Source organism: Bacillus cereus group sp. TH152-1LC (genome assembly GCF_027710505.1).
In the GTDB taxonomy this organism is placed as follows: Bacteria; Bacillota; Bacilli; order Bacillales; family Bacillaceae_G; genus Bacillus_A; species Bacillus_A mobilis.
Genome location: NZ_JAQFNK010000015.1, coordinates 49,435 through 65,292 on the forward strand (window position 1 = coordinate 49,435; position 15,858 = coordinate 65,292).

Below are 15,858 nucleotides of genomic sequence, written 5' to 3' on the forward strand. Positions count from 1 at the left end.
TACAAACCTTTTCTTTCAAAATTATTAAATCACTACCGCATACCATGTTACCCCTACAAGTAGGACGAAAAGAAGGAGAATATAAATAGTTGATAAGTTCTTCACATTTCTCTTTGTAGACTTGCCGTAATTCTCCTCCACATTTCGTGCTACTAGCACGGTGCCGAACAGCGATCCAATTACAATAATAACGACTAGTGAAATTGCAAAACTCATTGTATTTTCACCTCTCTACAGACAATCTATTTTAATAAAGAACTTTCTCTTTAAAACGTTAATAACATACTACCTTTCTTCTCTTATCATAATGGATGTTTGCAAAAAACGGACCAACCACTTTTGTGTTTTTTTGCTCATCCACTTTAAAAATAAAAAGCAACTGATCACTTATGGTCAGTTGCTTTTTTACAGGATTATTTATATTGATTTTCATTTAAAACTAATCCGATTTAAAAGTTTAGTCTTTTCATAATGAAACATCAATTGAAATAACTCGATAATTGTTCGTTTACAAGATACACTGTATTTTCAATAAGAATCGACGTATTTTATCGCTTCTTACTCTCATCATCTTTATTCTTTTATTAATGACTTATTTGTTCTTATAACTTCTTGATACAGCAATGGTGACCACTTTTCATTTATGTAGTCTTGAATTATCCAACCTACTCTTGTAGGACTCTTTTGTTTTATATAGTTTGCAATTTCAGGATTTATATAAGAGGCATAGTAATATGGACTATTCCATGCTGTACCACCTGAAGACAAGCTTGTAAAATTAACATATAGGTGATTTAAATCCTCACTATTATTCATCGTTTCATTAATCGTATCTTTAATAGATTTTACTTTCTCATCATAACTCACTTTATATTTATCTTGTACTGTTACATTTACATTTTGATTTACAGTTGTCGTAAATGTCTCATTATCTGGCCAATAAAAATTATTATATCCTCCAGATTCATTACTACCACTATATCTTTTTAATAGTACAATTTTCCCACGAGCATCTCCAAGTTTTATATTTCCTTCTGTTTTTAAAAAGATAGGATCAACAAAATAATTTTTTTCAAACGTATTACTAAAGGAACCTTCTGCCCCTTTCATATCCTCATACTCTTTTTTTAAAGACATAATAATCGTTTCACTTGGGTTATCTTTTAAAAATTGTTTCGCTTCGCTTATGAATTCATGCAATGTTACATAAAGATATAATGGACCATGATGAAGAACTATCGTATTATCATCTGTTAAACGTCCTCTTATATCAAAAATACGAGCTCCATGATCCATTTGGTAACGAAAATCATATTCTTGCGTCATTCCCCATACTTGCTTAATTGGATTTTGTAATTTGAACGTACCACTATCATGTGTTCCTGGAATTGAAATTCGTGCTAATGAGATGTTATCAGGTATAGGTTGCATCCATTTTGACCAATTTTCAAACTCATTAACAGAGCTAGCTGCAACGACCCGCTTATCATGTAAAGCGAATACAAATGTGATAAATATCATACTACATATGAATAATTTCAAAGTAAACTTCTTATTGCTCACTATTATTCCTCCTTTTTCCGTTTTATATTAAACTTATTGAATATAATATAAGCTAGTTCATAAAAAATAAATAACATTTTATCAATATGAAATATTGCATAGAAGTAAAGTTAAAAAATCATTCACATATACTGAATTAGAAAAATTTAAAGGAACTTCATCTGAAGTCCCTTTTGTTTATTTTATGTTCAATACATATGAACCATCTTTATTCTCATACTTATAGACATATAAATAATATTTACCTGGCTTTGCATTATAAGTTCCTTTAACTACATTCCCTTCATTTTCACCATATGCTACATAGTTGTTTAAATCTGATTCATGATGAAGTACCCATGTCATTCCAATGTTTTGTTCATTTAGTAGAGAAATTTTAATATTTTCGGGTGAGTCAATTTGGAAAGTAAATACATCTACCTTATCACGATTATCTAGTTTTCCTTTCATTGGTGTATGAAAGGAGACTTTATTTGCCTGTCTACGTTCATTATTTGGTTCATTTTCTGTTACTTGTAACTCATTCCCACCGTTCGGTTCTCTTCGTTCATACCCTAAATCTACTAGTATAGACTTCAAATCTGGTAAAACACCAATTTTATCTGAAGATGGATCTTTAGATCTCGTTCCAGTGTTACGGTTACTTAATATCGTTCTTAATTCACTTGGTCTATATGGTTGTCCTAAATTTTCTTTAGCAATACTTTGTACTAAAGTCGCTGCTCCTGCGATAATGGGTGAAGCACTAGATGTTCCACTAAAGCTTGAAGTATAAAGATTTACAGCACTTCGACTTTGCTCGGCTGTAGTTGTATCTACATTTTCTCCCCACCCGTACACATCAATCCGACTTCCATAATTTGAAAACCACATACGCTCATGAGGGAAAGATGAAGAACCCGCGCCTACCATAATTGCACCTGAATCTTTAAAATCTTTACTATTACGATTTAAGACTTGTTTACCATTTCTATCTTTAAATTGATCTAAATCATTCCACCCATTTGCTCCAGCTTCTATAATGACAACACCTTTATCTGTACCAGCACGAATCGCATCAAAGATATCTGGTTGTATTTCAACAGGTAAATATTTATCACCATATCCATCAAAGGAAGCTTGTGCCTCTAATAATAAAACATTCCCAGCTTCTAACTGATTTACAGCACTTAATATTGCATCAGCTGTATTATACTGTCCGTTATCTCTTATTTGAGAAATCACTTTCGCTTTCGCTTTTGGCGCAATCCCAATATTCCCAACCTCATTATCCTCAGAGGATACAATCCCTAGTACAGACGTTCCATGTCCAACATGCTGATCTATATTTCTTCCAGACATTAATTCAATATTTTGATGTACTAAATCCTCATGATTTAATAGCCATCCATATTCCATATCAACAAAAGTTATATCACTTCCATTACCACCTTGGACTCCCCAGGCAAAAGGCGCATTAATACCGTATGGTGCCGCATCAAGGTAACCTTGTTTTTTATATCTAGGATTGTTATTAGGATTAAAAGATACACTTAATGGTTGTACTTCCGGTGGCGTTATTTTTTCTTGTTTCTTCACATACACATCTTCTATTAAAGAAGATGTCTTTAACTTATCTACCAGTTCTTCTTCCTGCTCACCATTTTGAGTTTGAAGAATATAGTAGTTTAATAAACTTGTAGATACATTATTAGGTGCTTTCACTTCAAGGTTTTGTATTTGTTCCGGGCTTACAGATGTAAATAAACGATTAAATGTTACATCTGGATATTCTGCAAAAAAATCTTCTAGTACTTTATCGTTCGTTTGAGATTGTATTTGTTTTTCAATACCATCTTCATATGGCAATTTCAAATCCGCTCTGAATTTTACAATGATTTGCTTATCTGTTTCTTGTTCTACCCCTAATTTACTCTGCTGTTCTACAGAATCAGCATTTACAATATTGACAGTGTCCCCTATTCCTAAAAATGTTGAAATAATTACAGCTGAAACAGATATTCTTTTAAATATATTCATTACATCACTCCTCCTATTAATAATATTTAATCACTATATTAATCTATAATGATTTTGTTTATATAACATATTCCCTTTCTACTAAATAGATTATAGTAATCAGCAATATGAACTTCAATGTATTTTCATATGCAATATTTCATATTCGGACTCTACACTACATAAATAAGAAACTTATAATGATTATTTATTTTATATGTGCTAATATACTTGTATTAAAATATTACGTATAAAAATTCTGAACTATATTACTTAACAGTTTCACCTTATTTTTGCTAGGAGGATTTACAATGAAATCATTAAAAATAAAGCATATAATCCCTTTATCTGCAGCTGCAATTACATTCGTATGTAATCAAGGCACAGCTGAAGCATCTACCATTCATACAGTAAAAAAGAATGATACACTTTGGGGCATTAGTAAACAATATGGAGCTTCCATACAATCCATTAAACAGGCTAATAATAAAGGAAACGATCAAACTTTTATTGGTGAACAGTTACATATTCCAGGGTCCACGTACTCAAATGAAATCACCGTTCGTCAAAACGCCAAACCTGCGAACATTTCTGGACAAATTATTTATCAAGTACAACAGGGAGATTCATTAGAAATGATAGCAAAGCGTTACAATGTTACCGTTCAATCTATAAAACAAATTAACAATACAGTCGGAAACAAGCTTTATACAGGACAACATCTAAAAATTAACTCAAGCATTTCAGAAAAAGAAAAAGACTTAATGGCACGCTTAGTTACCGCTGAAGCAGGTGGTGAATCCTATAAAGGTAAAGTAGCTGTAGCAAAAGTTATTCTAAATCGTGTAAATGCAAAAGGTTTTCCAAATACAATAACAGGCGTTATTTATGAACCTATTAAATACGGATATGCCTTTACTCCTGTTACAGATGGAAGAATTAATCAGCCTGCAAGCCCAGAAGCAAAAATGGCAGTAGAAGAAGCTATCTCCACAAATGGAATACATTCTGATTGGCTTTATTTTTACAATCCAAAAACATCAACAGACAAATGGATTACGACACGTCAAACAGTAGCAGTAATTGGTAACCATGTGTTTGCTAAATAAGATTTAAAACCATTAACAGACCTCTTCACTTAAAAGGTCTGTTTTTTTATATATTAGATTTTATTCTTCATATGACATAGTGATCATTTAAAACTATTTCTTCTTTCAATTAAAAACATTTGTATTTACTCCACCACTCGGAGAAATACAAAAACATCAAGTTTAAAAACTCCCTCTTTATTAATAAAAGCTATTTCTTAACTTCATAAAATTGTTATACACTAGAAAAATAAAAACAAACTATTCGTTAGCAGGTGAAAGAATATGTATGATGTTACAATTATCGGCGCTGGAGTAAGTAGCATTTTTATGGCTTATTCACTAGCGAAAAGTAACAAAAAGGTTTTAATTCTGGATAAAGGTAAAGCGCTAGAAGATCGTCATTGTCCTTTAGACGAAGGAAAAGCATGTACTTGTACTACATGTGATAAATATTTTGGGTTTGGCGGTTTAGGAAAATCTGAAGGGAAATTTAATTATACAAACGGATTTGGCGGCGAACTTGAGCAAAAAGTCGGTAAAGAGGGCTTTATACAACTTATGACTGAAGTAGATGAAATTCTATGTCAGTTCGGAGGAAGTTCTGTTTCGAAATATTCTACAGAAAATCCAACTCTCAATAAGAGAGCTGAAGCGTGTGGTTTACAAATGCTAACAACCGAAGTAAGGCATCTTGGCACTACCCTTTCAAGTGAGATTTTTCAGCAACTCTATGAATTTTTACTTATGAAAATAAATATACAATTTCATATAGATGTACAACATATTATGAAACAGAAAGATCATTTTACAATAGAGACAAATGAAGGAACAGTTCAATCGAAGCAACTAGTATTTGCAACTGGACGTTCTGGAGCAGATTGGTTAAAAGAAATGTGCACTTCTCTCAATATTTCTCAGGAACAAACTCGTGTAGATTTAGGGATTCGAGTAGAGATGAAGGAACACCAATTACGTTCTATATTAAAAGATACATTTGAGACTAAACTTTCTTATGAGCATGAACGCTTCACAGCAACTACGTACTGTATGAATCCAAAAGGACGCATCATTAGAAAGTACGAAGAAGGTTTAGTTATGCCTGACGGTCAAAATTTTCGAGAGAAAGGAACTGGCACACCTAACTTAAATTTCACTTTATTTATCCCGCGCTATTTTTCAACTCTCAAAGAAGCAAATGTATACGCAAGTTCAGTTATTAAAAACATTAACCAAGGACGAGATCGGATTGTTATTCAGCGCTTAGAGGATTTACTAAATAAACAACCTACAACGGATAACCACATGAAACATAACCGTATACAACCTACACTACAAGGAGATTATGGAGATTTAAATACAGAAATTCCTCCATTATATATTGAAGGACTTAAAGAATTTTTATTACGCTTAGAACAATTCATCCAAGAACCGATCGATACAGATACTTTATTATACGGAATTGACGGAAAATTCTATGCTCCTACGATAAAAATCAATAAACACTTTGAAACAAGTGTGCATGGGCTATTTTTAGTTGGAGATTGTTCAGGCGTCACTCATTCATTATCTCAAGCTGCTGCAAGTGGGTTGTATGTTGGAAAATATTTATCTGATATTTAATTTCTTTCATTAAAATAGCAATCAAATATGTTAACTTCCATAGTAATAGCTTACTAAAGATTCTCCCGCAAGGAATCTGGATTTTACGAGATACATATTTAACATAACCATGTATGTACCACTATTGACATTCAATTCTAACAAATTGAATGTCAATAGTTTTAAAAGCCTCTATTCATTTCCGCTTTCATTTGTTCGATATTTTGTAACATCATCATAGTGTTTAATATGTTAGGATGTCTATAAGTCGTTTTCCATACAACTATGACTTTTTCTTCTCTGTTTCTAAAAAATAGATTTATGCTTTAAAATTCCTCATTGTACGTATATGAATACTTCATATTATTACCTTTAGAAAACATAAGCTAAATGGTTCATTACACTATAATAGTTATAAAAACATAATATATAACACAAGTTAAATAAATTGTATAAAGAAGGTGTAAAAATGAAAAATAAAATCAATTTACAAATGAAAAATATAAGCTTTGTTTTAATAATTGCTTTAGCAGTATGGTTAAAAACATATCTTATTACAAGATTCAGTTTTGATTTAAAAATTGAGTCTTCTACACAAGAGCTTATTTTGTTTATTAGCCCTCTCGCTGCATCATTAGCATTTGTCGGATTAGCATTATTTGCAACCGGTGAAAAGAGAAATTATATCGCGCTATGTATTAATTTCTTATTAACAATCGTACTGGTTGGGAATGTCATGTTCTATGATTTTTATAGCGATTTCGTTACGTTACCAGTACTTGGACAAACATCAAACTTTGGCCAATTAGGCGGCAGTATTATAGAAATATTGAACTACAAAATTATACTCGCATTCGTAGACATTATTTTCTTCTTTATTTTATTGAAGAAGAAATCAATTGTCTTCCAAACAGGACGTGTAACTCATCCGGTACGCTTGCTATATTTTCTTTTAACGATTGGTGTATTTTTTGCGAATTTACATCTTGCAGAAAAAGAGCGACCTGAACTATTAACGAGATCATTTGACCGAGTTATGCTTGTTAAAAATTTAGGACTATACACTCATCAAATATATGATTTAACACTGCAAGTAAAAGCAGGGTCACAAAAAGCACTTGCTGATAGCAGTAAATTACAAGAAACGGAAAACTACGTAAAGGCAAACCAAAGTGAACCGAATCCTAACATGTTTGGTGCAGCGAAAGGAAAAAATGTAATTGTCGTTACTCTTGAATCCCTGCAAACCTTCTTAATAGGCGCATCAGTTAACGGTCAAGAAGTCACACCATTCTTGAATCAATTCATAAATGAAAGCTATTACTTCGATAACTTTTTCCACCAAACTGGGCAAGGAAAAACATCCGATTCTGAATTTCTAATTGATACTTCATTGTATCCATTAAATCGAGGAGCTGTATTTTTCACACACGGTAACAATGATTATACTGCGACTCCAGAAATTTTACGTCAACAAGGTTATTACACTTCTGTATTCCATGCGAATAACGCAACATTTTGGAATCGTAACATTATGTACTCTGCTCTTGGTTATGATCGTTACTATAACGAACTTGATTACAAAATTACGCCCGAAACAAATTTAAATTGGGGATTAAAAGATATCGAATACTTTGATCAATCTGTAGATATATTAAAAACTGTTGATCAACCATTTTACGCTCGTTTCCTTACGTTAACGAACCATTATCCATTTACGTATGATGAAGATACAAAATTCATTGAACCATACAACTCTGGTAATGGCGTATTTGATCGTTATATCGTAACAGCACGTTACTTAGACGAATCCATCAAAAAATTTATTGAGCGTTTAAAAGCCGAGGGAATGTATGATGATTCTATTATTGTATTGTATGGTGATCATTATGGTATTTCTGAAAAACATAATCGCGCAATGGCACAGTTTTTAGAAAAAGATCAAATAACAGAATTTGATACTTTAAATTTACAACGCACACCTTTATATATTCATATGCCTGGCCAAACAGAAGGTCAAACCATTTCAAAACCTACGGGACAAATCGATATGAAACCTACTATTCTAAATTTACTAGGGATTGATACTACGAGCGATATTCGTTTTGGCCATGATATGTTTTCAGATGAATATACCGGATTTGTTGTTTTACGTGATGGAAGCTTTATTACAGACAAGTATGCATACACAAACAACACATTCTACGACCGCATAACAGGTGAAATTGTAGATTTACCAAAAAAAGAAGCACATGCACTCATTAATCGTGCACAAAATGAATTACGAATGTCTGACAAAATTATTGAAGGCGATTTATTACGTTTCTCAGAAAGTAATAAAATGAAAACTGGCGCAGTACAAACTAAAATTAAAGAGACTGAAAAATAACCTAAATATGAAAAGGGAGCAACTCATTACAGTTGCTCCCTTTTACTCTCTTATAACATACGATGCATTGTCATATAAGAACTTTTATTCTACGCTTGTTTCTAAAGTTACATCTGTATAGGTATGATCGTCACCTATATTTAAAATTACTTCACATTGACGTAATCTCAATTCAAAGAGCTTGATAGAATCATGGTAGACTTCAGGAGTTGATTTCATTTTATGTAACATCTCTTGTTTTTCTTGTATTTCTAAATGAGTGTTTTCTACAGATTGTTTCAAGGAGTTAAATGGATTCCTAAAGAATATATGAATATCCCTCTCTTGCGTGTTTTCAAATAGCTCGAATTGCAAGAAAAACTTCTTCATAATAGAAGCCGTTACCTCGGTATAATCTTCATTTTCTACATACTGTTTGTATTTGTTATATAGCATAGCTTTGTTTTTAGGAAGAACTCCAAATAATTTACCGGCACTTTTCAATAAAAATTGTGCTGGCGTAAATCGACGTAAAATATTTACTTCCTCCATTTGTATTCTAGTCGTCATTCTGTCCGTATCTCTACGCCAATCATCAAGCACTTTAAAATCACATGCTAACTGTATTCGATTTTCTCCAAATAAAGAATTGAGTCCTTCACTAAGTTCTTCTAGGTACGATTGACTCTGAAGAAGCTCATTATTAGAAGTTGCAATCCAATTTTGCATAGAAAGAGCAAGGTTAGATAATACCGTTTGTTCTAGGTATTTATGCACTCTTTCATTCATTGCCTTATTTAGTTCCGTATCCATGTGCCCGAAATTACTTTCTTCACTAATTAAATCCGAACACCCTTGTAATATCTTCGGAATATTTTCAGTAAGATCATTCGTAATTTCAGTTTTCATTGTACGATATGATTGTGTAATAAAATGAATTTTTTCCTTCTCAAAAGCAGTAAGATTATTCATACTACCATTTAGTTTCACTAGCATATCTTCATTCCAATTAATCGCATCCACTAAATTATTTTCTTTCTCAACGCGTTTATCCAAAAGATATGTAATTGTTTTTCGAATGAAAAACAATAGCTTTTCAGTACGTTCTACATCGATATTTTTATCATTACAGTTAAAATGAATAAACTCCGTTAACTCATTTAATTGTTGACTACTTGTATATAGCGAAGAGTAAGGGAAAATTCTCGCATGCGGGAAATATGTGTTTATTCTCGCTTGCGTATCATATAATACTCTTTTCACTTCTGCTTCACTGTATATGTTATCGATTTTATTTAATAAGAAATGAATTTGTAAATTTGGTGTATGTTCTTGAATGCTTAATAGAATGTCACGTTCTTTGTCAGTAAAAGGTGAATCCGCATTTAATACGAATAGTAATTTGTCTACAGAATTTAAATATTCGAATATCTCATCCCTAGTATCGTTATTTCTATTAAAGCCAGGTGTAACTACAAATGTAAGTTTATTTTCACTTAAAAATCTGCATGGTAATTTAAATTCCACACATGCTCTATCTCTATATGTTTGATGGTGTTGAGACATCATATTATGGTAATCAGAGACATCTTCCGTTGTTGTAATTGCAGAGTCTGTTATGGCGTTAATTTCTGTATGAGCATCATTTTTTAAAACTACTACATTTGAAATTGATTTTTCTACTATATTTTCTCCTACTATAGAGTTAATAAATGTAGTTTTTCCGTTCCCTGAAGTTCCTGTTACTAAAATACGGTTTGTGCTTAAATCTGCGAGTTCGCCAACTAACCATCTAAATCGGTGACCCATTTCTATATTATGCTCTTGTGCCCACTCTGTAATAGATTCAAAAAGATGCAAACTATACTCTAAGCCATTCACATGATTAATAGAATATGACAACAGGTTTTCCGCATGTTTTATATTTGCTGAATCTATTTTAGAAGGGAAAATCTCATCCCATGCCAATACAGCTGCTGATGGAAATACAGCATAAGATGGATTGACTACCTTTAACCAATTTGTTAACAAGTTTGGAATGATGTCGTGCAATTGTGTAAGCATATATTGACCTTGAATTAATTCAAAGTACGTTTCTTCGTAAAGAGAAGAAATTTTGTTCCATATATCGGACGAATGTATTTCAATATGTAAGAAAAATTCATTTATTGTATTAAGCCATAATAAGTAATTTTGTTCATTTTTATAACTATTCCAAAGTGATGAAACCATTTGCGTAAATTGTACTTGATCTACAGTATTTAACGTAACTAATACTTCATAGAAATAATCTGGTGAAATATGTTTAGTGAATCCTTTATCAATATATCCTTTTAAAACCTCAAACCACGGATAAGATTCTGTTCGAATTAACTCATTCACTGCAAGCTCTACTGCACTATCAAAATCTTGCTGCTCCTCATAAAAAGAACGGGCAATTTTTGTGACGTTCGGGTAATCGGGATTTAAAGAAACCGCTTCTTTAATAACAGAGAAAGCGGAATCAAAATTATTTTGCTCTATGTAAAGAGAAAGTAATTGTAATCCAATTTCGGTCATCAATATTTTATTATCAGTAGTAATAGAAGTATACACATTTTCAGCAACTGCTAATTGATTCAGTTCAAAATAAGCATCCGCAATATTTTTTTGTGCCCACGGTGCTAATTCATTACTAACTTTTTCCCATTTAAAAATAGCAGCTTCAAAATCTTGATGGCGATAATAAAACTCACCTTGTGCAAAACGAATATAAGATCCATCAGAAATCTCATTTCTTTCTTCGTTTACATAAACTTCCCCAAGTACGTCAAGAGGTGGCTTTGTTTCATTCTCCATTAGGAATGTTTCATAATACATCTTTTTTATTAATTGTTTTTCTACTCTCATCTTTTCCCCCACTATATCTTGAAAATACACTTTTAAGATATGTCAATACTATTTGTATGTATGCTTTTTATCTTAACAAAGAATATCTTTTGGAAAATTTCATTTTCCTTTCATTTTTCGAGTAAGATTGAATTTTTATGAGAAAAGTTTCAGTTTTTTTTCAATTCCCTTTCAGTTTTGAAACAGCATTAAATGTTCCTAATAACCTAATAACACTATAATCTCCCGCATTATATTATCAAGAAAAACCTATATAATCCATATTATAAAAACAATCTATAACGAATATATATGCAATATCTCCTTCACTAACAATGTGAAATATTTCAGTAAGTACGGAATTAAATTCCATTAACCTCTATAAATAACTAGTCCAAAAAAAATCTATATGCATATCATGTTATAGTAAAGAATTCAGGAAATCCTAAAAGGAGGCATTTTTATGTTTGAAGATAAATCTAAAATAAACTACCCATATGAATTTACTGAAACTACAACAATCCCGCTAAAAAATCCCATCAATAAAACATACAAAAACGGCTCTGGTACACATACTTTTCCAATAAAAAAACACTATAAAGAACAGGTGTTATATACGGAAAAAATTAATAATAATAAAAACAAATAGCCTTATAACAATTAATCAAATAAGAATCTATATTAGACCTTGCATAGTTATAGATAATATATAAATCTTTCTTATACAATTCATGTACTTTTAAAAAGTGCTGATATACAGCGCTTTTTTATACATAGATAATAGAAGAACAAAAAAGGTATGGATATTTTCCACACCTTTTTTTGTTCTTTACTATTTATAAATAAAGTACGTCCATGTTTATTTTACCTAATAGCACTATGATGAGCCTTCTAGAAGAAATAAAAGCTAATTTAATGAAAAATAAGTTTCTTAGCGTCTTCAGAGATATTCAAGATAATACTATTCGAATACATTAGGCAATAAATTCCACTATCACTGCGCCTTAGCCAATGCTTCTACCAGCAAAGTTTTACTCGTTGGAGTCATTGAAGAAAGGAGTAGATCTATCGTGAATCACAAAGTTAAAGAAGTACCCAAGAATTATATAGCCATTATTGCTCTATTATATATATTTAAAAATTTACTAAACGTTGTTTCAAAACAACTTAGTTTTCATAAAATATTTTTTGTTTCCGCTGGAACGGATAGACTTTAATTTCATCCGTATCTAAATTTTCATGAAATAAATGAATGGCTATAATTTGTCTACAATCGTAAGTATGATAATAATATGTTCCCGACTCCATACACATTACACTTGTATAAATGGTATTATCTAATGCACCTTCTTCTGTTATTACTCCGCCTTTAGGAACCTCGCAATTTGATAAGATATGAAATAGTGCCGATACTCCCTCTTCTTCACTATCTATACCTTGAATGTTTTGTTTGCCATATGCTGCTCGTACAAACCTTGATGGCGGGGTGAAATCCCCTGGAAGTCCCATTGAGCCTGAGCCCTGACCAAAAGCACTTAATGGTAAGTTACTCCACTCAGTTGGCGCGAATGGTTGCGATTTAAGGCCAATATATTGTCTTAAATTTTGCAAATGCCAATTAAACTCCGGACTATTCGTCATCACTCCTAGTGGGTTATCATACATTTTTAAACCTTCATTTGTCGGCTCCAGTACAATACAATCTCCCCATTTATCTGCTAAAATCCAATGTAGTGGTGGTGTAAGTCCTAAATCCGGTAATGGTATATCCAAAAAGGTAAGGCTATCTACAGATTCCTTTAACTCTTTGACAGAATTGAATTGCGTGAGACTCCAAGTCACAAAATCAAATGGAGCCAAATTTGTATTGTTGTCATCTATGCTTTGACTATAAGTAGCGAATCCTGGAAAATAGAGTGTTGCACATGTCATACCTGCTTCATTTACTCCGTCCGCCATAATGATTCTTCCTTGATGATTAATACCCATTCCGACCGTAGCATGTTTCGTATTAATGATTTCACCAGTTATATTATTCCACTGGTAATGTCGAGGAATGATTATTACTTCTTGATTCATATCTAATGTGAAGTCCATCGTTCTTGCAAAAAGGTGCTGACCGTTTTTTGTCTGTAATGTCAAACTAGTACACATAAAGAACACCCCATTTTATGGTTTTATCTACACTTTACATAATTCTGATAAATCTGTAAATTAAAAACCTCTTTCTTTACAAAAAAATTGAGAAAGCACATATAAATTGCAAATAGGTTGAGGTTATCTCTAGTTGATAAATGAATTATATATAGTTGCAAAAGAATCATATTAAAAAGGAGCGACTTGTTACTATCGCTCCTTTTTATTTCTCTCTATATTTTATTAAAATAACCAAGAATCATTTTTTCTCTATGACAATATCCCTACATAACCCTCTTAAACATCTTCTCCAGCTCATAAGTAGAATGATGCACAAGAATTGGTCTTCCGTGCGGGCATGTGTATGGGTTTGTTGTTGTACGTAGTTCTTCCAGTAAAGCAAATATTTGATCGTTCGTTAAGTATTGATTTGCTTTAATGGACGCTTTACAGCTCATCATGATGGCTGCTTCTTCACGTAATTTTTTAATATCAACTTTTTTTAGTTTGACGACTTGTTCCATCATTTCGTCGATAATTTCTGTCTCTTGTCCTTTTGGGAACCACGTTGGATGTGAACGGACGATAAAGGATTGATGACCGAATTGCTCTAAGAACAGTCCAACTTTTTTCAGTTCTTCTAGTTGCTCTTCGACACGTAAAAATTCAGTAAGAGATAAATCGATACGGTATGGTACAAGTAGCTCTTGTACTTCTTGCGCTACTCTTCCTACTTTATCACGGAAGTATTCATAATTAATACGTTCCTGCGCAGCATGTTGGTCAATCATATATAAGCCTTTATCATTTTGAGCGAAAATATATGTTCCATGCATTTGTCCAATTGGATAAAGCGGTGGTAAGTCATTACCGTTCATTTCAATCTCTTCTATTTCCTGAACTTCCTCTTCCAATTCCTCTAATTCAAAGTCTTCATCGTTACTGTTCCACGATTTCTCTTCTCGAATTGGTTCTTCCATTATCGGTTTAGTAGATGGCTGCCAACTTTGTTCTTCTCTTACGAGCGACTGTGGTGGTTGCCATTCTTTCTTCGGCGGTTGCCACAGTTGTGCTGGCTGTTTCACTGCCAGTGGTTCTTCTCGTTTTTCATCCATGCCCGTCGGTAAAATGATGTCCGGCATAGATGGCTCTTTCGGCTTCGCATGCTCAAACTGGAACTGTCCTTGCACACTTTCATCTTTTTCTTTTTTCTTCGTTGTTACACCTGCATCTGGGATAAGCTGTATTTTTTTAAATGCTGCTTGCAATGTTTCTTCGATAAGTTTTAGCAATTCTTGTTCTTTACTAAAACGAACTTCTAATTTCGCAGGATGTACGTTAACGTCAACAAGCATTGGATCCATTTCAATCGATAAGAAGCCGATTGGATATCGCCCGACTGGCAATAATGTATGGTATCCTTGCTGAATAGCTTTCATTAATACGAAATTTCGAACATAGCGACCATTTACGATCGTTGACATATAATTTCGAGATGCTCTCGTTACTTCTGGTAATGTTACATAACCTTTAATTGTGAAATCTAAAGATTCAGCTTCAATTGGAATAAGCTTCTTCGCAACTTGAATGCTGTAAATCGATGCAAGTACTTGCCTTACATCACCGTTTCCTGATGTGTGAAGCAATTTCTTTTCATTATGAAATAGCTTTAACGATACTTCTGGATGTGACATTGCGATACGATACACAATATCTGTAATATTCCCAAGCTCTGTATGAATGGTTTTCATATATTTAAGACGCGCTGGTGTATTAAAGAATAAGTTTTGTACTGTAATATCTGTTCCTTTTCGGCTCGCTGTTTTCTCCTGCTTTATAATGTCTCCACCTTTAATAATAAGATGCGTACCAGGCGCATCACCTGTACTAGTGATTAATTCTAATTCACTAACTGAGGCAATACTCGGCAATGCCTCACCACGGAAACCGAGTGTTCTAATGCGAAACAGATCGTTCTCATCTTTAATTTTGCTCGTTGCATGTCGTTCAAAAGCTACAATACAATCTTCTTCTGCAATGCCATCCCCATTATCAATGATGCGAATTTTTGATAAACCGGCTTCTTCTAAGTGGATTTCAATAGATGTACTATTCGCATCGATAGAATTTTCCACAAGTTCTTTTACGACTGAGGCAGGGCGCTCTACTACTTCCCCTGCCGCAATTAAGTTAGAGAGTTGGTCATCGAGTTTGCGAATTTTCCCCATCTACTTA

The 15,858-nt window shown here is 32.7% G+C and carries 10 protein-coding genes and 1 pseudogene; 4 read left to right on the forward strand and 7 right to left on the reverse strand.

From position 1 onward, the window contains the following. Positions 1–24 precede the first annotated feature (24 nt). The 4 genes and pseudogenes from PDL00_RS24945 to PDL00_RS24960 form a co-directional block, all read right to left on the reverse strand. The gene (locus PDL00_RS24945; protein ID WP_061678165.1) at positions 25–216 is read right to left on the reverse strand and encodes a hypothetical protein; all 192 of its coding nucleotides are present in this window, start codon (positions 214–216) and stop codon (positions 25–27) included. Between the two features lie 213 nt (positions 217–429). Beyond that, positions 430–542, reverse strand: a pseudogene (locus PDL00_RS24950) (GntR family transcriptional regulator); the annotation flags it as partial. Between the two features lie 31 nt (positions 543–573). Beyond that, on the reverse strand, positions 574–1,563 hold the full coding sequence (gene plcA / locus PDL00_RS24955; RefSeq protein WP_163094876.1) for a phosphatidylinositol diacylglycerol-lyase: 990 nt from the start codon (positions 1,561–1,563) through the stop codon (positions 574–576). A 177-nt stretch (positions 1,564–1,740) separates the two neighbouring features. Beyond that, positions 1,741–3,582, reverse strand: a complete 1,842-nt coding sequence (locus tag PDL00_RS24960; protein ID WP_270731828.1) for a S8 family peptidase — start codon at positions 3,580–3,582, stop codon at positions 1,741–1,743. Between the two features lie 290 nt (positions 3,583–3,872). On the opposite strand from PDL00_RS24960, the gene PDL00_RS24965 reads away from it, so the two are divergent. The 3 genes from PDL00_RS24965 to PDL00_RS24975 all read left to right on the forward strand — a co-directional run bounded on the left by PDL00_RS24965 (position 3,873) and on the right by PDL00_RS24975 (position 8,640). Beyond that, positions 3,873–4,670: a cell wall hydrolase gene (locus PDL00_RS24965; protein WP_270731829.1), complete on the forward strand. Its 798-nt coding sequence runs from the start codon at positions 3,873–3,875 to the stop codon at positions 4,668–4,670. Positions 4,671–4,934: 264 nt separating this feature from the next. Then, positions 4,935–6,272, forward strand: a complete 1,338-nt coding sequence (locus PDL00_RS24970) for an NAD(P)/FAD-dependent oxidoreductase (protein ID WP_270731831.1) — start codon at positions 4,935–4,937, stop codon at positions 6,270–6,272. A gap of 448 nt (positions 6,273–6,720) precedes the next feature. After that, positions 6,721–8,640 carry an LTA synthase family protein gene (locus PDL00_RS24975; protein WP_270731834.1) on the forward strand — a complete coding sequence of 640 codons (1,920 nt, stop codon included), beginning with the start codon at positions 6,721–6,723 and terminating at the stop codon, positions 8,638–8,640. Positions 8,641–8,724: 84 nt separating this feature from the next. On the opposite strand, the gene PDL00_RS24980 is transcribed toward PDL00_RS24975, so the two are convergent. After that, the gene (locus PDL00_RS24980; protein WP_270731837.1) at positions 8,725–11,508 is read right to left on the reverse strand and encodes a dynamin family protein; all 2,784 of its coding nucleotides are present in this window, start codon (positions 11,506–11,508) and stop codon (positions 8,725–8,727) included. A gap of 442 nt (positions 11,509–11,950) precedes the next feature. Here PDL00_RS24980 and PDL00_RS24985 point away from each other — a divergent pair, with 442 nt between their 5' ends. Beyond that, positions 11,951–12,136, forward strand: a complete 186-nt coding sequence (locus tag PDL00_RS24985) for a hypothetical protein (RefSeq protein WP_000461131.1) — start codon at positions 11,951–11,953, stop codon at positions 12,134–12,136. A 518-nt stretch (positions 12,137–12,654) separates the two neighbouring features. Here the strand turns inward: PDL00_RS24985 and PDL00_RS24990 are convergent. Together PDL00_RS24990 and mutL are read right to left on the reverse strand one after the other, a co-directional pair. Then, complete coding sequence (locus PDL00_RS24990; protein ID WP_270731839.1) at positions 12,655–13,641, reverse strand: choloylglycine hydrolase family protein; 987 nt, start codon at positions 13,639–13,641, stop codon at positions 12,655–12,657. A gap of 266 nt (positions 13,642–13,907) precedes the next feature. Beyond that, positions 13,908–15,851 (reverse strand): DNA mismatch repair endonuclease MutL, encoded by a 1,944-nt coding sequence (gene mutL / locus PDL00_RS24995; RefSeq protein ID WP_270731842.1) that lies wholly within the window; start codon positions 15,849–15,851, stop codon positions 13,908–13,910. Positions 15,852–15,858: the final 7 nt, after the last annotated feature.